This is a genomic window from Brevundimonas sp. (assembly GCF_046299535.1).
Classification (GTDB): Bacteria; Pseudomonadota; Alphaproteobacteria; order Caulobacterales; family Caulobacteraceae; genus Brevundimonas.
The window spans coordinates 37,030-57,050 of the sequence record NZ_JBKBIB010000008.1 but is presented as its reverse complement, the minus strand read 5'-3'; the positions used below and the strand labels follow the sequence as shown (position 1 = coordinate 57,050).

19 protein-coding genes are annotated in these 20,021 nt (G+C 68.9%); 6 read left to right on the top strand and 13 right to left on the bottom strand.

The annotated features are described in order from the left end of the window. Positions 1-5 precede the first annotated feature (5 nt). The 7 genes from ACK4FB_RS07820 to ACK4FB_RS07790 all read right to left on the bottom strand — a co-directional run bounded on the left by ACK4FB_RS07820 (position 6) and on the right by ACK4FB_RS07790 (position 8,171). Positions 6-2,465, bottom strand: coding sequence for a prolyl oligopeptidase family serine peptidase (locus ACK4FB_RS07820; RefSeq protein ID WP_409750157.1), 2,460 nt, complete (start codon positions 2,463-2,465; stop codon positions 6-8). Positions 2,466-2,530: 65 nt separating this feature from the next. Further along, complete coding sequence (locus ACK4FB_RS07815) at positions 2,531-3,040, bottom strand: hypothetical protein (protein ID WP_409750154.1); 510 nt, start codon at positions 3,038-3,040, stop codon at positions 2,531-2,533. Between the two features lie 15 nt (positions 3,041-3,055). Beyond that, complete coding sequence (locus ACK4FB_RS07810; protein ID WP_409750151.1) at positions 3,056-4,459, bottom strand: MBOAT family O-acyltransferase; 1,404 nt, start codon at positions 4,457-4,459, stop codon at positions 3,056-3,058. A 3-nt stretch (positions 4,460-4,462) separates the two neighbouring features. Next, entirely contained in the window at positions 4,463-5,614 is a 1,152-nt protein-coding gene (locus ACK4FB_RS07805; RefSeq protein ID WP_409750148.1) for a GDSL-type esterase/lipase family protein, read from the bottom strand. Positions 5,615-5,685: 71 nt separating this feature from the next. Further along, positions 5,686-6,579: a DUF459 domain-containing protein gene (locus ACK4FB_RS07800; protein WP_409750146.1), complete on the bottom strand. Its 894-nt coding sequence runs from the start codon at positions 6,577-6,579 to the stop codon at positions 5,686-5,688. A gap of 128 nt (positions 6,580-6,707) precedes the next feature. Next, positions 6,708-7,121 carry a DUF2177 family protein gene (locus ACK4FB_RS07795; RefSeq protein ID WP_409750143.1) on the bottom strand — a complete coding sequence of 138 codons (414 nt, stop codon included), beginning with the start codon at positions 7,119-7,121 and terminating at the stop codon, positions 6,708-6,710. A 21-nt stretch (positions 7,122-7,142) separates the two neighbouring features. Then, a complete protein-coding gene (locus tag ACK4FB_RS07790) occupies positions 7,143-8,171 on the bottom strand; it encodes an SAM-dependent methyltransferase (RefSeq protein ID WP_409750588.1) in 1,029 nt (342 codons plus the stop codon). A gap of 124 nt (positions 8,172-8,295) precedes the next feature. On the opposite strand from ACK4FB_RS07790, the gene ACK4FB_RS07785 reads away from it, so the two are divergent. The 5 genes from ACK4FB_RS07785 (at position 8,296) to ACK4FB_RS07765 (ending at position 13,019) form a co-directional block, all read left to right on the top strand. Continuing rightward, positions 8,296-9,687 carry an NAD(P)/FAD-dependent oxidoreductase gene (locus tag ACK4FB_RS07785; RefSeq protein ID WP_409750140.1) on the top strand — a complete coding sequence of 464 codons (1,392 nt, stop codon included), beginning with the start codon at positions 8,296-8,298 and terminating at the stop codon, positions 9,685-9,687. A gap of 4 nt (positions 9,688-9,691) precedes the next feature. After that, positions 9,692-10,474 (top strand): DUF1365 domain-containing protein, encoded by a 783-nt coding sequence (locus ACK4FB_RS07780; protein ID WP_409750137.1) that lies wholly within the window; start codon positions 9,692-9,694, stop codon positions 10,472-10,474. A gap of 216 nt (positions 10,475-10,690) precedes the next feature. After that, positions 10,691-11,395: a CoA transferase subunit A gene (locus ACK4FB_RS07775; protein WP_409750134.1), complete on the top strand. Its 705-nt coding sequence runs from the start codon at positions 10,691-10,693 to the stop codon at positions 11,393-11,395. Beyond that, positions 11,395-12,054, top strand: coding sequence for a 3-oxoacid CoA-transferase subunit B (locus tag ACK4FB_RS07770; RefSeq protein WP_409750131.1), 660 nt, complete (start codon positions 11,395-11,397; stop codon positions 12,052-12,054). Before ACK4FB_RS07775 ends, ACK4FB_RS07770 begins: the two co-directional genes overlap by 1 nt. A gap of 50 nt (positions 12,055-12,104) precedes the next feature. Further along, on the top strand, positions 12,105-13,019 hold the full coding sequence (locus tag ACK4FB_RS07765; RefSeq protein WP_409750128.1) for a hypothetical protein: 915 nt from the start codon (positions 12,105-12,107) through the stop codon (positions 13,017-13,019). On the opposite strand, the gene ACK4FB_RS07760 is transcribed toward ACK4FB_RS07765, so the two are convergent. Further along, a complete protein-coding gene (locus ACK4FB_RS07760; RefSeq protein ID WP_409750125.1) occupies positions 13,016-13,939 on the bottom strand; it encodes an L-threonylcarbamoyladenylate synthase in 924 nt (307 codons plus the stop codon). The two genes, ACK4FB_RS07765 and ACK4FB_RS07760, sit on opposite strands and share 4 nt — an antisense overlap. Before the next feature lie 10 nt (positions 13,940-13,949). Beyond that, positions 13,950-14,498 carry a cytochrome b gene (locus ACK4FB_RS07755; RefSeq protein WP_409750122.1) on the bottom strand — a complete coding sequence of 183 codons (549 nt, stop codon included), beginning with the start codon at positions 14,496-14,498 and terminating at the stop codon, positions 13,950-13,952. Between the two features lie 160 nt (positions 14,499-14,658). Between ACK4FB_RS07755 and ACK4FB_RS07750 the strand changes: the two genes are divergently transcribed. Then, complete coding sequence (locus tag ACK4FB_RS07750; protein ID WP_409750119.1) at positions 14,659-16,443, top strand: acyl-CoA dehydrogenase; 1,785 nt, start codon at positions 14,659-14,661, stop codon at positions 16,441-16,443. Here the strand turns inward: ACK4FB_RS07750 and ACK4FB_RS07745 are convergent. From ACK4FB_RS07745 to ACK4FB_RS07730, 4 genes are read right to left on the bottom strand one after another with little or no spacing between them, the layout of a single operon-like run. After that, a complete protein-coding gene (locus ACK4FB_RS07745; RefSeq protein ID WP_409750116.1) occupies positions 16,440-17,114 on the bottom strand; it encodes an ABC-type transport auxiliary lipoprotein family protein in 675 nt (224 codons plus the stop codon). The two genes, ACK4FB_RS07750 and ACK4FB_RS07745, sit on opposite strands and share 4 nt — an antisense overlap. Continuing rightward, positions 17,111-18,049 carry an MlaD family protein gene (locus ACK4FB_RS07740; protein ID WP_409750113.1) on the bottom strand — a complete coding sequence of 313 codons (939 nt, stop codon included), beginning with the start codon at positions 18,047-18,049 and terminating at the stop codon, positions 17,111-17,113. Before ACK4FB_RS07740 ends, ACK4FB_RS07745 begins: the two co-directional genes overlap by 4 nt. A gap of 2 nt (positions 18,050-18,051) precedes the next feature. Then, entirely contained in the window at positions 18,052-18,852 is an 801-nt protein-coding gene (locus ACK4FB_RS07735; RefSeq protein ID WP_409750110.1) for an ABC transporter ATP-binding protein, read from the bottom strand. Beyond that, positions 18,849-19,961: an MlaE family ABC transporter permease gene (locus ACK4FB_RS07730; RefSeq protein ID WP_409750107.1), complete on the bottom strand. Its 1,113-nt coding sequence runs from the start codon at positions 19,959-19,961 to the stop codon at positions 18,849-18,851. Before ACK4FB_RS07730 ends, ACK4FB_RS07735 begins: the two co-directional genes overlap by 4 nt. Positions 19,962-20,021 lie beyond the last annotated feature (60 nt).

Below are 20,021 nucleotides of genomic sequence, written 5' to 3'. Positions count from 1 at the left end.
CGTCCTCAGCGACCGCCCGTCGCTGCGGGCCCGGCGTCGCGCACATGGCGGTTCAGCCAGTCGGTCATCTCCCACAGGGTGTGCATCACCGATTCCCGGGCGCGGTAGCCGTGGTCCTCGGCGGGCAGAACCACATAGCGGGCCACCGCCCCGTGACCCTTCAGCGCCGCATAGAAGCGCTCGGTCTGGACCGGGAAGGTGCCCGAGTTGGAATCCTCGGCCCCGTGGATCAGCAGGATCGGCTCATTGACCCGGTCCGCGTGCATGAAGGGGCTCATGACGTTGTAGGTCTCCGGCGCCTCCCAGTAGGTGCGCTGCTCGACCTGGAAGCCGAAGGGCGTCAGGGTGCGGTTGTAGGCGCCCGACCGGGCGATGCCCGCCCGGAACAGGTCGGAATGGGCCAGCAGGTTGGCGGTCATGAAGGCGCCGTAGCTGTGCCCGCCCACGGCGATGCGGTCCCGGTCCGCCACGCCGCGCTCCACCACCGCGTCCACCGCCGCCCGGGCGCTGGCTGTCAGCTGCTCCACATAGGTGTCGTTGGGCTCGGCCCCGTCGACGCCCACGATGGGCATGGAGGGGTTGTCCAGGATGGCGAACCCTTGCGTCAGCAGGAACAGGTGGCTGGAGCCGCCCGGCCGCACGAAGCGGTTGCCCGTGTCCACCACCTGACCGGCCACGGCGGCGTCGGTGAACTCGGCCGGATAGGCCCACATCAGCAGCGGCAACGGGCCGTCCCGGTCCTTGTCGTATCCGGCCGGCAGATAGAGCGTGCCCGACAGCTGCACCCCGTCGTCGCGGGTGTAGGCGATGGTCTCGCGCGTGGCCCCGGCCAGCTGGGGCGCGGGATCGGGGAAGGCGGTGATCGCGCGCGGCTCCGCGCCGTCCAGGTCGCGCACATAGAGGTTCGGCGGCTCGGTCAGGCTCTCGCGGCGGGTCAGAAGCACCCGGCCGTCGTCGTCCAGCAGGCCCGCCACCGTCTCGTAGTGGGTCTGTGACGAGGTCCACAGCCGCTCGGTTTCGCCCGAGGCCAGGTCCATGCGGCCCAGGAACGGGAAGGCCCCCTCGCGCGTGGCCCCGGCGCCGGTGGTGAACACCCCCTGCCCGTCCGGGGTCATGTGCATGACGCTGAAGCCCTCGGGCGTCGGGCGGGACATGGGCGAGCCGGGGTCGTTATAGCGGTCCTGATAGTTGCGCTCCAGCAGCAGGCGCCCCTGACCCGGATTGGACGGGTCCACCAGCCAGCGGGTTTCGTGGCGGGTGTTGAACCAGCGGCTGGACACCATGGCCAGATCGCTCCGGCCCCAGTCCACGCCCGCGTAGCGTTCGTTCAGGTCGATCAGCACCCGGGGCGGCGCGTCGAAGGGCGCGGCCTGGATGAAGACCCGGTCGCGCACCGCCGCCTCGCGGCGCGAGTCGCCGCCGTCCTGCGCCTCGGCCCAGACCAGGGTGGCGGGGGCGTCGGCGCGCCACTGCACCGAGCGCGGCCCCTCGGCCACCGAGTCGAAGGGCGTCGGCACATTGTCCCGCAGGGGCAGGTCGGCCGCCTGATGGATCAGGGCCCCGCTCAGGTCCGTGACGATGACGTCGGTGGGAAACAACCGGGCCGGGACATTGTAGCTGTAGGGCCGCTTCAGCCGGGTCTGCAGGATGTGCCGTCCATCCGGCGAGATGGCGGCCCCGGCGATCAGTCCGGGCTGTCCGACCATGCGGGCGGGCGAACCGTCCACGGGCACGAGGGCCAGACGGCTGGTGAAATAGTGATCGAACAGGCGCTCGTCGCCCGGACCGGACAGCAGGTCCTGATAGGTGCGGTTGGGCGCCGCCTGGCCGGTGGTTTCCTCGATCACCGGGCCGGCAGGGGCGGCGGTCACGTCGGGCGCCGCGCCGCGCCCCTCGGGGACCAGACGGGCCAGCACGGCGGCGCTGTCGGGCGTCCAGTCCAGCGCCGTGCTGAAGGCGGCGTTGATCACCGGGCCGGTCAGGCGGCGCGCCTGTCCGGTCGCGGCCTCGGCCACCCACAGTTCAAGGCCTTCGGACGCATCGGCGAGGAAGGCCATGAAGCGGGAGTCCGGCGACCAGCCGCCGGCGATGAAGCGCTGCCCCTCGGTCAGAGCCACAACCCGCTGCTCGCCCGTGGCCACATCCTGGAAGGTCAGGCTGTTCAGCCAGTTGGTGCGGCTGTTGGCCGGGCCGTTGTTGCGCGGATTGATGCGGTAGCCGGCCAGACGCAGGTCCGCCTCCGCCACCTCGGCGATGGACGGCAGGTTGGACCGGCCCAGCAGGGCGAGGGTCGCCCGGTCCGGGCTGATGCTGGGGACCGGCGCCGGGGCCGTGTCCAGAATCTGGGCGATGGGGGCGGGCGGCATGCGGTAGGCGGGCGCGTCCTGGGCCATGGCGGCGGGGGCCATGACGACCGCGAGGAGGGCTGCGGCGCAGACCGCGCCGGTGAAGAACCGCTGATGCATTGAGGACCGTCCCGAACTGACTGAAGGCGAGACAAGCTAGGGGCGCGCGCCCGGGGGTCAAGCGGTCAGGTGGGCGGCGGCGCGTCCGGCTGGCCCGGGAAGCGCTGGTCGCGAGCGGATTCGTAGGCCTCGCGCACGCCCTGGCGGGGCTGGTCGGCGCCCAGCTGGCTGATCTGGCCGGTCCAGACGTCGGCCAGCTGCTGCACCGTGGCGGTGATCCAGCCCGGCTCCTGCTGGCGGGCCCAGGACTGGATCGAGACGCTGTTGAAGACCAGCAGGAACAGGCCCGCCACGATGATGCTGCGGCTGGTCCAGCGGCGGTCGCGGGCGGCCTCGCCCTCCTCGTCCAGCGGCGGCTCGGGCGGAAAGGCGTAGCGGCCCAGGGCGATCAGGCGCGGCTCGCGTGTGGGCAGATCGTGGGGGTCGGCGGATTCGATCCAGTCGTTGCGCGCGTCATCGGCCGCTTCCGGCGCGGACGCGGGCGCCAGTTCCTGACCGCGCGGCGGAAACGGGTCGTGCTCGCCGGCCGGGAAGGGGGCGGGTTCGTCAGGGTCTTTCGGCTCGTTCGGGTCCATCGGTTACGCCAACGCCTAGAACTGGAAATAGATGAAGGGGGCCACACCCTCGGGACGCATGGCCTCCACCACCAGGATCATGATGCCGATGAGCACGCCCATGGTGATGGCCGGGGCCTCCTTGACCCGCACGGCCAGCCCCTCCACCGCTCGCGGCGGCAGCCAGTGCATGGCGATGCCGCCCACGATCAGCGCCAGCAGGAAGGGCGTCAGCACCATGACCGGCGCCATGCGGGTGAGACCTTCCAGCATCTGCATGGCCAGGTCGAAGCTCTCGGCCCGGAACAGAATCCAGCCCAGGCAGACGATGTGAAAAGTGACGATGACCCCCAGCCAGTGCGGCAGCCCCGCCTTGCCCTCTCGGAAGTGACGCCAGACCCGCTCCACCGCCTGCACCGCCCCGTGCAGCGCGCCCCAGGCGATGAAGGTCCAGGCGGCCCCGTGCCACAGCCCGCCCAGCAGCATGGTGATCATGATGTTGATGCAGGAGGAGACGAGCCCCTTACGGCCGCCCCCCAGCGGCACATACAGATAGTCCCTCAGCCAGCTGGACAGGCTGATGTGCCAGCGCCGCCAGAACTGCTGCAGGGACGCGGCGCGGTAAGGCTGGTCGAAATTGCGCGGGAAGGAATAGCCCAGCAGCGCCGCCAGCCCGATGGCCATGTCTGAATAGGCCGAGAAATCGCAGTAGATCTGCACCGCATAGCCGTAGGTCGCCGCCGCGATGTCCAGCGCTCCGTAGGCCGACGGATCGAAGAACACCGGGTCCACCAGCCGCACGGCCAGCTCCGAGGCGATCACGGTCTTCTTGAACAGGCCCCAGGCGATCAGCAGCAGGCCGAGCGCCGCCATCTCGCGGGTCAGGCGCGGCACCCGGTCGAACTGGGGCAGCAGGTCCGAGGCCCGCACGATGGGCCCGGCCACCAGATGGGGGAAGAAGGACATCAGCAGCATGACGTCCACCAGCGAGCGCGCCGGCGGCGTCTTGCCCCGGTGCACGTCCACCACATAGCTGATGCCCTGGAAGGTGAAGAAGGAGATGCCGATAGGCAGGACGATCTGCAGCAGCGGCGCATCCCGCTCCCAGCCGAACTGGTTCAGAAGCTCGATCGCCTGTTCGACGAAGAAACCGTAGTATTTGAACACGCCCAGGATGGTCAGATTGAGGGCGACGCCCAGCCCCACCAGCCACTTTCGCCGGCCCGGACTGTCGCTGGAGGCGATCAGGGCCGCCACCCCCCAGTTCAGAATGGCCGAGGCGATCAGCAGGCCGACGAAGCGCCAGTCCCACTGGGCGTAGAAGAACCAGCTGGCCAGCAGCAGGAAGATCTTGCGCCGTCCGTTCTCCCGGTCCAGCGACCAGGCGGTGAAATAGACGAACAGAAAGAAGATCCCGAAGCCCAGGGTGGGGAACAGCATCGGCTATTCCTCTGCGGCGGCCGGGACGGCCCTCGCACGCCAGGCGGCGGTCAAATCCTCGGACAGCATCTGTCCGATCCAGTCGCCCCCGGCGGAGTTGAAATGCACATGGTCGCCCCGCATCAGGGGCTCATACGCCGTGGCCAGCCGGTGCGCTGAACAGTCCCCGCCCATGCGTGCATGCCAGTCCCAGAACGCCACACCCATGTCGGCGGCGACCCGCCGCTGCACATCCCGGACCAGCGGCAGTTCGCGCGGGATGCGCCACAGGGTCTCTTCGTCGCCGCAGGTTCCGCCGCCCTCGGCCCGCTGGGCGTCCGGCGCCCCCAGGATCAGGATGTCGGCGTATGGCGCCTGGGTCCGCAATCGTCCGATCTGGCCCCGCAGCAGCGGCTCATAGGCGGCGGGGTCGAGAAACGGATCAAAGCCCTCGTTTGTGCCGAAGGCCAGCACGATCAGGTCCGGCCGCCACGCGTCCAGCTCGGCGCGCACCACCGCCGGGTCGCGCACGGCCAGATCCCTCAGGGTCGCACCGATGACGCCCAGCGCCGACACCGCCACCGCGGGGCCTTCCGCGAAGGTCGCCACCGAATGCAGGTCCACGGCCCCGGTGCCGCCCACGAGGGTCGCAGCGCGCAAAGGCTCGCCCAGCCGCACCTCGCGGCAGGCGGCGCCCGCGACCGGCTCCGCGAAACTGACCGTCGTCTCGGTGAAGCCCGCCCGCACCGTCAGGCTCCCGGCCCCCGGCCCCGTCGCACCGCACAGGACAATGCGGCTGAAGGCGGCGGAACCCTCGGCCTCGATGCGCAGGAACGACCCCTCGCCCCAGACCAGCGCCCGCGATCCGCTCAGACCCACGCCCGACATGGCGGCCGAGCCCGGCCCCGGCGTGACCGCCGTCCAGGCCTGTTCGAACAGCTCCACCTGACGCGGCTGATACAGCACATAGGGCTTGCCCGGCGGCAGGACGCCACGCCCGCCGCGCCCGATGCTGTTCTGCAGCCGCGAGCGCACCGAGGCGGTGATCATGTCTCCCACCGTGTGGCTGTCGCCCAGTTGCAGGATATGGACCGGCCGCTCGCCTTCGCCGGCCTCGGCCGCGTCCAGGGCGTCGAAGAAGCGCGCGAGGGTTTCAGGACGTTCGAGGGCGGTCATGGAGTCCTGCGCGGCCGCTGGCGTGATGGCTGTCATGAACGCCGCGACCAGCCCGGCCAGCCGCGCCGGCCTCACCCCCCGGCCCCGTCCGGCGTGCGGGTCAGCCCGGCGTCGGCGCGCAGGCGCTCGGTCACCGGCTCGGTCAGGCGCAGGTAGCCGGCCATGGACATGTGGATGCCGTCATGGGCCCGCATCAGCCGCCGCCGCCCGTCGGTGGCGGTCAGATAGGCGTCATAGGCGCCGCCCTCGTTGGAGGTCAGGGCCACGGTGTCGATGTAGGGCACGTCCAGCGCCGCCATGCGCTCGGCCACAAGCTCGTTGATCAGGCTCATGCGCCCGTCGAAGGATTCGCGCTTCATGCGGGGCAGGCCGACCCAGTAGACCGCCACGTCGTTGGCGCGCAGCAGGGCCACCAGATCATCCACCCGCCGGGCGTAGATCTCGCGCCAGCCCGGCGTGCCGAATGGGTGGATGACCCCGTCGTGCTCGATGGCCTGGGCGTCGTTGGTGCCGAACATGACCACTGCCGCGTCGATGGGCTGTTCGCGCAGCTGGCGGGCGGTCTTGTCCTGAACGTTCACATAGTCATAGCGCGACAGGCCGGTGGAGACTTCGGCCATGCGCACCACCCGCACTCCGTCCACGTGGCGCAGATCGCGATAGACGCCGGTCCACAGGCCGTCGGCCATGGAGTCTCCGATCACCCCCACCACCAGCTCGCCCCCGGCCAGACGCTGGCTGAGCGGCGTGACGCGCGGGGCGGCGGGAAGGGCCGGCTCGGGCCGGGCCACCGTGGCCACGACCTGCGGCGCGGGCGGGCCAGCCGAGACCCCTGCCGAGGCGTTGGCCGAGCCCAGCATGAGGGTTGGGTTGCGCAGCCAGCCGCGACCGTCCGGCGTCAGGGCAAGGCCCACGATCACCCCCACGATCAATGCCGCCGTCAGTGCGTTGATGCTGGCGCGCAACCCTATCGCCCCCCGGAAACCAGACTGGTTTACGAACCCCTGTTAACCCAACAAGGGATTGGCAGACCAGCCCGGACCCGTCTCAGGCGAGGGAAAAGGTTAACGCGGGTTGTGTCACGCGAACCGGATCAGCCCCAGCGCCCCTCGGCCCAGCTGGCGGCGAAATACCCCGCCGTGGCCGCGCTGGCGGTCAGCGCCGTGCCCCAGATGATGTCGATGATCGTCATCCGCGTGGACCACACGCTCAGGGTCGCCTGATTGGTCAGGTCATAGGTGGCGTAGGCCACCATCCCCAGCACCGCCCCGGTGATCAGGGCGCGGGTCCACTGGCCGTCCTTCAGCGCCGGCGCGATGGCCAGGAAGACGATCCCGAACAGATAGATCAGATAGAAGGCCACCGCCGCGACCATGTTCGGCTTGTCGGCCATGATCGGGCCAATCACGGGGCGATACAGACGATTGGCCATGGTGGTCAGCCACACCGCATCGATCACGGCGAAGGCCACGCCCGCCCCCAGATAGGCGGCTACATATTTGATCATCGATCCTCTCCCGTTATTCCATCAAACGAACGGCTTGAGCCGGTAGTGACTGACGCCCCAGGTGCGCCCGCCGTCGTCGCCGAAAAGGCCGGCCGTCGCCATGAAGAAGCGCCGCCAGCGCCGCGCCCACAGTTTCGCATCGGCCCCATAGGTCTGGCGCATCAGCGCCATGACCTCGGCCTTGTGGGCGTCGAAATTCTCCAGCCAGTGGTCGGCGGTGCGCTGATAGTGCCCGCCGGACCAGCGCCATTCCTCCTCCACCTCGAACAGGTCGGGGAACTGGCGGATCAGCCGGTGGCTGGGCATCACCCCGCCGGTGAAGAAATGCTGGGCGATGAAGTCGCTGCTGTCGCCGTGATCGAAACGGTAGGGCGCGTCCCTGTGCGTGAACACATGGATGAACAGCCGCCCGTCCGGCTTCAGCCAGCCGCGCGCCCGCGTCAGCAGTTCGCGCCAGTTGGCCATATGCTCGAACATCTCCACCGAGACGATGCGGTCGAACCGCTCGTTGGTCTGGAAGTCGTTCATGTCGCGGGTGATAACGGTCAGATTCTTCAGCCCCATGGCTGTGGCCGCCGCCTCGATGTGGCCCCGCTGGCTGCTGGAATTGGACACCGCCGTGACCCGCGCATTCGGATAGCGCTCAGCCATCCACAGGCTCAGCGAGCCCCAGCCGCAGCCCAGCTCCAGGATCGACTGCCCATCCTTCAGGTCCGCGTGCTGACAGGTCTCCGCCAGGGCGGACTCCTCGGCTTCCGCCAGCGTCTCGGCGCCGGTCGGGTACAGGCAGCAGGAATATTTCAGGCGGGGTCCAAGACACAGCCGGAAGAAGCGCGGGGGCAGCTCATAGTGCTGCTCATTGGCCGCGTCAGTGTGCTCGGCGACCGGTCGCGCCGCCATCTGGCAGGCGAAATCGAACTCGGTATGCGGCGGATCCTTCGCCAGCCGCCTGCGGGCCTCGGCTACCAGACTGGCCACCGCCGGACGCGCCACGAAGTCGGGAAAGGGCGCGTCTTGCAGGCGGCGGATGGCGGCATTGGCCAGGTTCATGCGGAACGGCTCCCCTGATGCGGTGTTCAGTCCAGATACGGCGGAGGTTTGCATCCGGATGTCATCCGGCGGGCGCGACGGGCCGTAGTTGTCGGTGAAGCCCGTTCGGACCCGGAGGTTCCCCTTGCCGCCCCATCTCGTCGCCTCCAGTGACGCCGCATCCGGCGAACGGAAGCGCATCGCCATCGTCGGGTCGGGCATCGCCGGCCTGTCCGCCGCCTGGCTGCTGGGCAAGGCCCACGAGGTGACCCTGTACGAGGCCGAGGACCACATCGGCGGCCACTCAAACACCGTGGACACGCCGTCGCCCCACGGGCCGGTGGCGGTGGACACCGGCTTCATCGTCTACAACGAGGCCAACTATCCCAACCTGACCGCCCTGTTCGCGCACCTGAACGTGCCCAACAAGGCCGCCTACATGTCGTTCGCCGTGTCGCTGGACGGCGGGGCGCTGGAGTACTCCAGCCACGGGGTCGGGGCCCTGTTCGCCCAGAAGCGCAACTACGCCAGCCCCCGGTTCTGGCGCATGATCGGCGACGTGCTGCGCTTCCAGAAGGAGGCGCCCGCAGACCTGGCCGAACTGGAGGCCTCGGGCGAGACGCTTGACGCCTATCTGGACCGGCGCGGCTATGGGCCCCTGTTCCGCGACGCCCACCTGCTGCCCCAGGCGGCGGCCATCTGGTCCTCGTCCATGAGCCAGATGAGCGAGTATCCGGCCGCCTCCTTCGTGCGGTTCTACATGAACCACAACCTGTTGACCTATGACACGCGGCCCACCTGGCGCACCGTGGACGGCGGCAGCCGCGAGTATGTCCAGCGCATCCTGGCCGACTTCTCGGGCACGGTCCGTCACGCGCGCGTTACGGGCGTGGCGCGCGGGCGCGAGGCGGCGGCGGTGCGGCTGGCCGACGGATCGCTGGAGCGCTTCGACGCCGTGGTGCTGGCGGTCCACTCGGATCAGGCCCTCGCCCTGCTCGAAGCCCCCACCGCCGACGAGCGCCGGCTGATCGGCGCCATCCCCTATCAGAAGAACCGCGCCGTCCTGCACCGGGACGCCTCCCTGATGCCGAAACGGCGCAAGGCGTGGGCGGCGTGGAACCACCTGGGCCACAGCGACCGGTGCGGCGAGGGCGGCGTCACCTACTGGATGAACGATCTCCAGTCCCTCCCCGGCCCCAACCTGTTCGTCAGCCTGAACCCGGCGCGCGAGCCGGACCCCGCCACGGTGCTGGGCGAATGGGACTACGAGCATCCCGTCTTCAACCGCGCCGCCGTGGCCGCGCAGAGCGAGCTGTGGTCCCTGCAGGGGGCGCGCAATGTCTGGTTCTGCGGGGCCTGGTTCGGCTCGGGATTCCACGAGGACGGCCTGCAGTCCGGCCTCGCCGTGGCCGAGCAACTGGGCGGCGTGCGCCGGCCCTGGACCGTCGACAACGAGAGCGGCCGCATCCATGTGACGGCGCCCGCCCCGGCGTCTCCCGGCCCGTCCATGAGCCGGCCGGTGGGGCAGGTGGCCTGATCCCATGCTGATGGCCGCCCCGCCCGACGCCAGCGCGCTGTATGTGGGTCGGGTGACCCACGAGCGCATGCACGGCATCCGCCACCGGCTGGCCTACCGGGTCTATATGCTGCTGCTGGATCTGGACCATATGGAGGACCGGCGGCCGGGCCTGTTGAGCCGGGGCCGGTTCGGCCTGATGAGCTGGCGCGCCGCCGACCACGGCGACCGATCGGGCCGCACCCTGCGCGGACAGGTGGAGGCCCATCTGGCCGAAGCGGGCATCGACATCGCGGGCGGGCCGATCCGCCTGCTGACCATGCCGCGCATCCTCGGCTATGGCTTCAATCCGCTCAGCGTCTTCTTCTGTCACCGCCCGGACGGCGACCTGGCGGCGATCCTGTACGAGGTCACCAACACCTTTCATGAGCGCCACAGCTATCTGATCGCCACGCCGCCGACCGACGGACCGGTGCGTCAGAGCGCGGACAAGACGTTCTTCGTCTCGCCCCTGATGGACATGGACCTGACCTATGACTTCACGGTGCGCCCGCCCGGCGAGGCGGTCGTGGTCACCATCGCCGTGCGCAGGGGCCAGACCCCGATCCTGACCGCCAGTTTCGCAGGCCAGCGCCGGCCCCTGACCAGCGGCGCGCTGATCCGCGCCTTCGTCACCCACCCGCTGCTGACCTGGAAGGTCATGTGGGGCATCCACTGGGAGGCGGCGGTCAGCATGATCAAGGGCGCAAAGTACCGCTCGCGCGGAGCGCCCCCCGTCCGGCCCGTGACGCTTGGAACGGCGCGCTAGAGGCGCCCCACGTCCGAAAATGACGAACCCGATGCCTATATCGGGGGCCGTGTCCTGTCGGAACGGAATTGCACCAATTGCACCAATTGCACCATGCACATGACAGTGCACTTCGCCTCGGCGCCCGGTCGGACTTGCCCCCGCCGCCGCCCGGCCCTAGAGACGAGACAAGGCCGCCGATATTCACCGGGCGGTGAAATAAAATCAGAGGACGCGATGCGGAAGATCTTTCCCGACGCCACGGCCGCGCTTGAGGGCCTGACCTTCGACGGCATGACCGTCATGGCGGGCGGCTTCGGCCTGTGCGGCATTCCCGAGAACCTGATCGCCGGGCTGAAGGCTTCTGGCGTGAAGGGGCTGACGGTCATCTCCAACAACGCCGGCGTGGACGGCTTCGGCCTGGGCCAGTTGCTGGAGACCCGGCAGGTCGCCAAAATGATCAGTTCCTACGTCGGCGAGAACAAGGAGTTCGAGCGCCAGTATCTGGCCGGTGAGCTGGAGCTGGAGTTCAATCCCCAGGGCACCCTGGCCGAGCGCATCCGCGCGGGCGGGGCGGGCATCCCGGCCTTCTTCACCGCCACCGGCGTCGGCACCCTGGTGGCCGAGGGCAAGGAAATCCGCAATTTCGACGGCCGCGACTATGTGATGGAGACCGGCCTGGTCGCCGACCTGTCCATCGTGAAGGCATGGAAGGCCGACGAGCGCGGCAATCTGGTGTTCCGCAAGACCGCCCGCAACTTCAACCCGATGATGGCCACCGCCGGCAAGGTCTGCGTGGTCGAGGTGGAGGAGATCGTCCCCACCGGGTCGCTGGACCCCGACCACATCCACACCCCGGGCATCTATGTGGACCGCCTGATCCAGGGGACCTTCGAAAAGCGCATCGAACAGCGCACCGTCCGTCAGAAGGAGAGCGCATAATGCCCCGCACCCGCGACCAACTCGCCGAACGCGCCGCCCTCGAACTGCAGGACGGCTTCTATGTGAACCTGGGCATCGGCATCCCGACCCTGGTGGCCAACCACATCCCCGAGGGGATGGAGGTGACGCTGCAGTCCGAGAACGGCATGCTGGGCATGGGGCCTTTCCCCTATGAGGATCAGGTGGACCCGGACCTCATCAACGCCGGCAAGCAGACCATCACCGAGATTCCCGAGAGCGCCTATTTCAGCAGCGCCGACAGCTTCGCCATGATCCGGGGCGGGCACATCGACCTGTCGATCCTGGGCGCCATGGAAGTGGCCCAGAACGGCGACATCGCCAACTGGATGATCCCCGGCAAGCTGGTGAAGGGCATGGGCGGCGCCATGGATCTGGTGGCCGGCGTCAAGCGCGTGGTGGTGGTCATGGACCACGCCAACAAGCACGGCCAGTCCAAGGTGCTGAAATCCTGCACCCTGCCCTTGACCGGAACCGGCGTGGTCAGCCGCATCATCACCGACCTGGCCGTGTTCGACGTCAAGCCGGACGGGTCGGGCCTGGAGCTGATCGAACTGGCCGACGGCGTCGCCCTGGACGAGGTGCGCGCAAAGACCGAGGCCGACTTCACGGTTTCCGAAAAGGTTAATTCGCTGGCATAGTGCTGTTCACCGGGCGAAAGACCCGGATGTTCAGGACATGGAGGGGGCCAGTGTCAGACGTGCAAACCGAGGACAGGCTCCGGGACGCGCCGGAGCCTGTCGTTACGGAACCGCAGGAGACCGCCGCGGCCGGGACCGTGGCGGATGAGGCGGCTGGCGATCAGCCGCTTGCCGGGACGGACAGCGTCGGGCCAACTGTCGATGGGGCTACAGATAAGTCGCCCGCTCCCTCCGAAGCCTCTGCCGACCCCGGTCCTCTGGAGAGCCTGCGGGCGGCCGTCATCGCGGGCTGCGAGCGGCTGAACCAGACCTGTCAGGGCGCTGACGCCGACTTCATCCGGGGCCAGCTTCAGGATCTGCGCCTTAGGGTCGCCAGCGTGCGCCCGGCCGAACTGACGCCGCGCAGCGGCCTGGGCGGACTGTTCGACAGCCGCAAGAAGCGTCTCGCCCGTTTCCGTCACCATGTGACCGATCTGGCCCCCTCCATCTCCACGGCCGCGGTCAAGCTGCGCGACGCTGCGGCGGAGCTGGCCCGCCGCAACGGCGCGCTGAACGCGCACCATCAGGGCCTGCTGGACGCCATCACCGGGCTGGACGAGGCCCTGATGGCCTTTCCCGAGCGCGCCGATCCGGCCCGCGACGGCGGACTGAAGCACCTGCCCCTCACGCGCATGGTCCAGAACGTGGACGCCCGCCTCGCTGAGATCGCCGGACAGGCAGCCGAGGCGGCCACGGGCTGGCGCGACGACCTGCTGAAGGCTCTGGGCGCCGACGGCAAGAAACTGACGCCCCTGCGCCGCGTAAACCCCGATCAGGCCGCTCTCCATCAGGCGTGCGAAGCGCTGCTGTCCGCCATCGACCGGGCCGAGGCCGCCGTGATCGCCGCCGGGGCGCGCCGGGACGAGATCATGGCCCGCATGGACCGCACCCTGACCGCCGTGCGGGGCGACGAACAGGCGGCCTAACCCACGAACCCGGCCGCGCGTTTCAGCCGGTCGTTGACCGCTTCCCCCAGACCGTGGGCCGGAATGGGCGCCACGGCGATGGCGCGGGGCTTTTCCCGATCCGCCTCGCGCAGCATGCGGAACAGATTGGCGGCGGCCTCTCGCAGGTCGCCGGCCTCGGACAGACTCCAGCGTCCCTCGCCGACCGGGCCGAAGCCCAGCAGGATTTCGCCCGGCTCCCCCCGCTCCGCATTGATCCTGACCGGCGCATCCGGCGCATAGTGCAGGGCAAGCCGCCCGGGCGAGCGATGGCCTTCGCCGCCGCCGTCCGACAGGGCGCCGGCCACCGCCTCGATCTCGTCGCGGGTCACCGAGCCGGGGCGCAGCAGGCGGATCGCGCCGTCCATCACCGCCACCACGGTGCTTTCCACCCCCACCGCGCAGGGCCCGCCGTCCAGGGCGGCGCCCGCGTGGTCGCCCGTCTCCTCCACCGCGTCGTCAAATGTGGTGGGGCTGGGGCGTCCCGAGCGATTGGCGGACGGCGCCACCACGGCGCCGCCAAAGGCGGCGATCACCGCCCGCGCCCGCATGTGGCCGGGGACGCGCACGGCCACCGTGTCCAGGCCCGCCCGCGCCAGATCGCAGACCGCCGCCCGGTCCCGCACCGGCGCCACGATCGTGAGGGGCCCCGGCCAGAAGGCGTCAGCCAGGGCGCGCGCCCGGTCGTCCAGCACCGCGATGCGCTCGGCCTGGGCGGCGTCGGCCACATGGGCGATCAGGGGGTTGAAGCGCGGCCGGCCCTTGGCCTCGAAGATGCGCGCCACCGCCTCGCCATTGGCCGCATCGGCCGCCAGCCCGTAGACCGTCTCGGTCGGCAGGATCACCAGTTCGCCCCGCTTGAGGGCGACGGCGGCGTGCTGGATTTCGGCCTCGGGCGTCATGCCCGCCAGCTTACGCCCTCTGGCGCAGGAAGGGCAGCATGCGCTGCAGCACATTGTCCCTGTCGATGAAGTAGTGCTTCAGCGCCCCGGCGATATGCAGGGCGATGAGGATATACAGCGACTTCACCACCGCGCCATGGATCGCCATCATCAGCCCGGCCGTCTCGCGTCCGCCGCCGACCGGCAGCAGGGGCCAGTTAAACAGGCCGTACCACTCGATCGCCCGGCCGGCCGCCGAGGAGGCCAGCCAGCCGGTCAGGGGCATCACCAGCAGTACAACGTAGAACAGGATGTGGGTGGTCCGCGCCGCCAGCCTCTGCCAGCGCGGGGTCGTGGCGGGCAGTGGAATGGCCGGGTGCCTGAACCGCCATCCGAGACGAAACAGGGTCAGCAGCAGGATCGAGATGCCGTTGGCCTTGTGGGTGGCGATCCACAGGGCCCGGTTCGGCCCTTCCTGATCGGCTGCAGAAATCAGCAGGACCTGACCGATCACCAGAACGGCGATGACCCAGTGCAGGGCCATGGACACGGCGGAATAGCGGCTGCGGGTCTGGATCATGGGTCCCTCCTGAATCGTGGCCCCCACAGTGACCCGGCCGGCGGCCTTCGCCAAGACGCGCGATACAACCTTACCCGCTTGACCCTGCGTGACCTTGCGTACCGGGCCCGCATCCCCCAATCAGAAGCGAAAGAAAACGCACCGCTTCAGGAACGCCCCCATGACCTTCCGCGCCCCCGTTCGTGACCTGGCTTTCGCCCTCGAGGCCGTCGCCGGCATCGAGGATGTCGCCGCCACCGGCGCCTTTCCAGACTATGACGCCGATCTGATGAGCGCGGTGCTGGAAGCCGCAGGCCAGTTTTCGGAGCAGGTGCTGGCGCCCCTCAATCGCGTAGGCGACCAGAAGGGTTCGGTCTACGCCAACGGCTCGGTCACCGCGGCGCCCGGGTTCGCCGACGCCTATCGCCAGTTCGCGGCCGGCGGCTGGACCGGCCTGTCCGCCGACCCGGCCCATGGCGGTCAGGGCCTGCCCAGGGCGCTGGAGCTTGCGGCCTTCGAGACGGTGCATGCCGCCAACATGGCCTTCGGCCTGTGCCCCATGCTGTCGCTGGCGGCCATTGAGGCGCTGCAGGAGCACGGGACCGAGGCCCAGAAAGACACATACCTTTCGAAGCTGGTTTCCGGCGAATGGACCGGCGCCATGGTGCTGACCGAGCCTCAGGCCGGCACCGACCTGGGGTCCCTCACAGCCACCGCCACGCCGAACGGCGACGGGACCTACGCCCTGAACGGCCAGAAGATCTTCATCACCTGGGGCGACCACGACGCCACCGACAACATCGTGCACATGGTGCTGGCCCGCCTGCCCGAAGCCCCCGCGGGGCCCAAGGGCATCAGCCTGTTCCTGGCCTCGAAATTCCTGGTGAAGGACGACGGTTCGCTTGGCGAGCGCAACGCGTTCCGGCCGGTGGGCGTCGAGCACAAGCTGGGCATCCACGCCTCGCCCACCTGCGTCATGAGCTATGAGGGCGCCACCGCCGAACTGGTGGGCGAGCCCAATCAGGGCCTGTCGCACATGTTCACCATGATGAACGCCGCCCGCCTGGCTGTGGGCGTCGAGGGCGTCGGCATCGCGGAGCGGGCGTATCAGGGGGCGCTGGCCTATGCGCTGGACCGCCGTCAGGGCCGCAGCGTGTGGACCGGCGAGCACAACGCCCCGATCTTCGACCACCCCGACGTGCGTCGCATGCTGTCGGTGATGAAGGCCCGGATCGAGGCGGCGCGCGGCATCTGCCTGTCCACCGGCGTCGCCGCCGACCTGGCCCGTCACGCCGGGACCGAGGAAGAGCGCCGCAAGTGGAAGGCGCGCGAGGACTTCTTCACCCCCATCGCCAAGGCGTGGTCCACGAACATGGGGGTCGAGGTCGCCTCCATGGGCGTTCAGGTGCATGGCGGCATGGGTTTCATTGAGGAGACCGGCGCGGCCCAGCATTACCGCGACGCCCGTATCGCCCCGATCTACGAGGGGACCAATGGCGTCCAGGCCATGGATCTGGTCGGCCGCAAGCTGTCCATGGACGGCGGCGAGGCCGCCCGCGCGGTGATTGCGGACATGCGCGAGACCCTGCTGGCGCTGCACGGACTTTTTGAAGGCAAGCCCGTCGAGCGGTTCACCGCCGCCATCCAGGCCGTGGAGGACGCGACCCTGTGGCTGATCGACCGCAAGGCCGACCCGCAAGCCTCCGCCGACGTCCTGGCCGCGGCGGACGCCTACCTGGGCCTCATGGGCGATGTGGTCGGCGGCTGGATGCTGGCCAGAGGCGCGCTGGCGGCCAAAACGCGGCTGGATGCGGGCGAGGGCGACCCCGCCTGGCTGAATGGCCTGATCGCCCTGTACGAGGTCTATGCCGCCAACGTGCTGGGCCACGCCTCGAGCCGGCTGGCTGCGGTGGGCCAGGGCGGTGATCTGCTTCACCGCATGACCGTCGAGGCGCTGGGCGGCTAGTCGCGGCCCCTCGTCCCTCCGAACAGGCTCTCGGGGACCGGTGCGTTGACCGCCGCCGCGTCTGTCCAGTCGACAATCTGTCCGTTGATATCGTCCACCGCCGACTCGAAGGCGGCGACGATGGCAGACACCCGGTTGTCCGCCGCCGGGCGGGTCACCGTGAAGATTCGTTCGTCCACGACCTCCCGGTCCGGGAACTGCATGATGCGGCCGCGCGCGGACACATGCACCACAGGCATGGCGCCCTCCTGTGCGTAACGGGCTTCGAAGGCCCGCACATCCAGATCAAGGGAAAGAGTCGACGCGCTGAATTCGCGCGGGCCGATCAGCCGGGTGTTGCGACTGCGGTCCGAGAAGGCGTTGGTGAGGCTTTCCGTGAACAACTGATCCGCGGTGGACACCCAGCGCGCGCCCGAAAGATACGCGGCCCGGGTTCCGGTGACGGCCAGCAGGCGGTCGCCCCGGGAGGCTTCGGAGAATTGCAGACGCCGCAGGGCGACAGGACGCAGTTCCCCCGCCGGAGCAGCCGACGCCGCCATCATCTCCGCCGACGGCGGCCCGAAGCGGTACAGCTGCACCGGATCGGGCGTGGACAACAGGGCGCAGCCCGAGAGCAGGGTCGACGCAGCGACCAGACCCGACAGGCGTCGGAGCATCATGACGCGGCTCATTGTTCGACCTCCAGTTCACGGGATTGCGGACGCCCGATAAAGTCGCGCGGGCTGGAACGCACGTCGTCCACAAGGCGCTCCAGGGATTCAGACGCTTCTTCCAGCGCCTGGATCGCCGCGGCGAAGCGCGGCAGCCCGTTGGTGGCGAAGTCGTTCACCGGGGCCTGAACGCCCTGGATCGTCTGGTTGAGAGTGACCATGGCGTCACTGGCCTCGCTTGAGGCCTGTTCGATGCTGGCGATGGCGCGGGCGCCGTCGCCCTCGACCAGACGCCGGGCGCTGGCTCCCAGTGCCTCGTATTCGGCGATGGCGCGATTAGCCCCGGCCAGCGCCTCCTCAAGTTCTCGCAGCATGCCGCGCCGGGCCTCCAGCTCGGTGGTGACCTGCTCCACGTTGTTCAGGCTGGTGGAGAAAGAGCGGATATTGTCGTCCGACAGCACCCGGTTGATGCGGTTCAGGGCGTCGACAGCCTCGGCCAGCACCGTTCCGCCCCCCTGCAGCAGCTCGGCGATGGGGCTGGGCTGGCTCTGGATCACCGGTATGACGTTGTCATCGTACTGCGCCTTCAGCAGGGCGCTTTCAGGATCGCCGGCGGTGATCTGGATGTAATTCAGACCGGTGATGCCCAGGGGCTCCAGCTGGGCGCGCGACGTGAGCCGGATCGGCGTGCCGCCCCCCAGACGGACACGCGCAATGACCTGATCGGCCTGTTCAGGGTCCAGGTTCAGGTCCGTCACCTCGCCGACCCGGATGCCGTTGAAGTGGACTTCTCCCCCTTCCTGCAGCCCGCGAACCGGGCCGTAGAACACGATGTCGTAGATGTCGTACTCGTTGGCGAACTGGAACCGGGCCAGCCAGATGACGAACACGGCGAGAGCCGCGACGATCGCGACTGTGGCCATGCCGACGGCGGCGTAATGGGCGTCTCTTTCCATGATTATCCCGCTCTCCTGTCGGGTTTCTCTGTCGTGCTGGCCTTCGCGGCCCTGCCGCGCGGGCCGAGGAAATATTCCTTGATCCACGGATGATCGGACCGCTCCAGATCCTCAACCGGGGCTTTAACCACCACCTTCTTGTCAGCCAGCACCGCGACCTTGTCGCACACCGCGTAGAGGCTATCGAGGTCGTGGGTGATCATGAAGATGCTGAGGTGCAGGTCGTCAGACAGGGTGCGGATCAGCTTGTCGAACGCCGCCGCGCCGATGGGGTCGAGGCCCGCCGTCGGCTCGTCCAGAAACAGAAGCTCGGGGTCCAGCGCCAGGGCGCGGGCGAGACCGGCGCGCTTTCGCATGCCGCCGGACAATTCGGCGGGCTTCAGATGATGGCTTTCGGGCCCCAGGCCCACCATGGCGATCTTCAGCTCGGCCAACTCGCGGATCGTGTCCCGCGACAGCCCTGTGTGCTCGATCAGGGGTGAGGAGACGTTCTCGATCACGGTGAGCGCCGAAAACAGGGCGCCCTGCTGAAACAGGACGCCCGAACGACGCTCGGCGTCGGCGTGTTCGGCCTTGGACATCTCTGAGACATCCTTGCCGAACAGGCGCACGCGACCGCCGTCCGGCTGCTTGAGGCCCAGGATGGAGTTGAGCAACACGGTCTTGCCGGTGCCCGAGCCCCCCACCACGCCCAGCACCTCGCCGCGCTCCAGCGTCAGATCCAGGTCCTGATGGATCACCAGATCGCCGAAGGCGGTGACCATGCCTTCGACCTCGATGATGGGCTCGGCCCGCTCGGTCATACGCCCAGCTCCAGGAAGATCAGGGCGAACACCGCATCGAGAAAGATGATGGCGAAGATGGCCTGGACGACGGCGGCCGTGACCCGGCGGCCCAGGGATTCCACATCGCCGGACACCGCCATGCCCTGACGACAGCCGATGGCCGCCACCACGATGGCGAAAACCGGTGCCTTGGACAGGCCCACCCACAGGTGCTGGATGCCCACATTCTGCTCGATACGCTGGATGAAGAAGGCCGGGCCCAGATTCAGTTGCGACCAGCTGACCAGAAGCCCCCCGAGCATGCCCGCCAGCACGGCGATGAAGGTCAGCAGCGGCAACATGATCAGAAGGGCCGCCAGTCGCGGAATCACCAGGGCCTGGAACGGATCCACCCCCATCACCCGCATGGCGTCGATTTCCTGGTTCATCTTCATGGAGCCGATCTCGGCGGCGAAGGCCGAGGACGACCGGCCCGCCAGAAGAACCGCCGTGATCACCACGGCGAACTCGCGGAAGACCGAGATGCCGATCAGTTCCACCGCGAAAACCTGGGCGCCGAACTGCTGCAGCAGGTCCGCGCCGATGAAGGCGATCACCGCCCCGATGAAGAAATTGGTGGCGATGACGATGGGAATGGCGTCCAGCCCGGCGCGCTCCACATGGCTGACCCAGGCGGCCCATCGAATCCGGCCCGGATGCTTCAGGGAGCCGCCGATGGCCATTATCAACCGGCCCAGAAACACCATGCTGAGCATGATCTCGGCCATCACGTCATAGAAGCCGTGACCGATCCTGGCGAAGATACGGGTGATGGCGTCCGGTCGTTTGGGCGGGGGGGCGGTTCCGCGCTCCAGTTTTTCCACCAGCGCATAGATGCGCCCGGCTTCAGGCCGGGGTTTCCATGCCGAGGCAGGCAGGGCCCTGGCCGTGGCCTGGACCAGCACCAGAGCCCCTGCTGTGTCGAAGCCGCCCAGTTCGTCGATGTCCAGCTTCTCGACCTGAACACCGTCCAGGGCGCGGTTCAGCTTTTCGGGGGTGCGGCGCAGGCCTGCGGTGGTCCAGTCGCCGGACAGACGCAGAACCGCGCCCTTCGCGCCCGAATCAATCTGGAATTCCGCAGCCTTCATGCGCGCATCATACCCTGCCCCCGCGCGTCGCCTAATGGCTGTGCTGCGTTTGGCCCTAAC

Coding starts and splice junctions, on each gene's coding strand:
- ACK4FB_RS07820 (WP_409750157.1), bottom strand. CDS start 2,465: ATGCATCAGCGGTTCTTCACCGGCGCGGTCTGCGCCGCAGCCCTCCTC.
- ACK4FB_RS07815 (WP_409750154.1), bottom strand. CDS start 3,040: ATGGACCCGAACGAGCCGAAAGACCCTGACGAACCCGCCCCCTTCCCG.
- ACK4FB_RS07810 (WP_409750151.1), bottom strand. CDS start 4,459: ATGCTGTTCCCCACCCTGGGCTTCGGGATCTTCTTTCTGTTCGTCTAT.
- ACK4FB_RS07805 (WP_409750148.1), bottom strand. CDS start 5,614: ATGACCGCCCTCGAACGTCCTGAAACCCTCGCGCGCTTCTTCGACGCC.
- ACK4FB_RS07795 (WP_409750143.1), bottom strand. CDS start 7,121: ATGATCAAATATGTAGCCGCCTATCTGGGGGCGGGCGTGGCCTTCGCC.
- ACK4FB_RS07790 (WP_409750588.1), bottom strand. CDS start 8,171: ATGAACCTGGCCAATGCCGCCATCCGCCGCCTGCAAGACGCGCCCTTT.
- ACK4FB_RS07780 (WP_409750137.1), top strand. CDS start 9,692: ATGCTGATGGCCGCCCCGCCCGACGCCAGCGCGCTGTATGTGGGTCGG.
- ACK4FB_RS07775 (WP_409750134.1), top strand. CDS start 10,691: ATGCGGAAGATCTTTCCCGACGCCACGGCCGCGCTTGAGGGCCTGACC.
- ACK4FB_RS07770 (WP_409750131.1), top strand. CDS start 11,395: ATGCCCCGCACCCGCGACCAACTCGCCGAACGCGCCGCCCTCGAACTG.
- ACK4FB_RS07760 (WP_409750125.1), bottom strand. CDS start 13,939: ATGACGCCCGAGGCCGAAATCCAGCACGCCGCCGTCGCCCTCAAGCGG.
- ACK4FB_RS07755 (WP_409750122.1), bottom strand. CDS start 14,498: ATGATCCAGACCCGCAGCCGCTATTCCGCCGTGTCCATGGCCCTGCAC.
- ACK4FB_RS07750 (WP_409750119.1), top strand. CDS start 14,659: ATGACCTTCCGCGCCCCCGTTCGTGACCTGGCTTTCGCCCTCGAGGCC.
- ACK4FB_RS07745 (WP_409750116.1), bottom strand. CDS start 17,114: ATGAGCCGCGTCATGATGCTCCGACGCCTGTCGGGTCTGGTCGCTGCG.
- ACK4FB_RS07740 (WP_409750113.1), bottom strand. CDS start 18,049: ATGGAAAGAGACGCCCATTACGCCGCCGTCGGCATGGCCACAGTCGCG.
- ACK4FB_RS07735 (WP_409750110.1), bottom strand. CDS start 18,852: ATGACCGAGCGGGCCGAGCCCATCATCGAGGTCGAAGGCATGGTCACC.
- ACK4FB_RS07730 (WP_409750107.1), bottom strand. CDS start 19,961: ATGAAGGCTGCGGAATTCCAGATTGATTCGGGCGCGAAGGGCGCGGTT.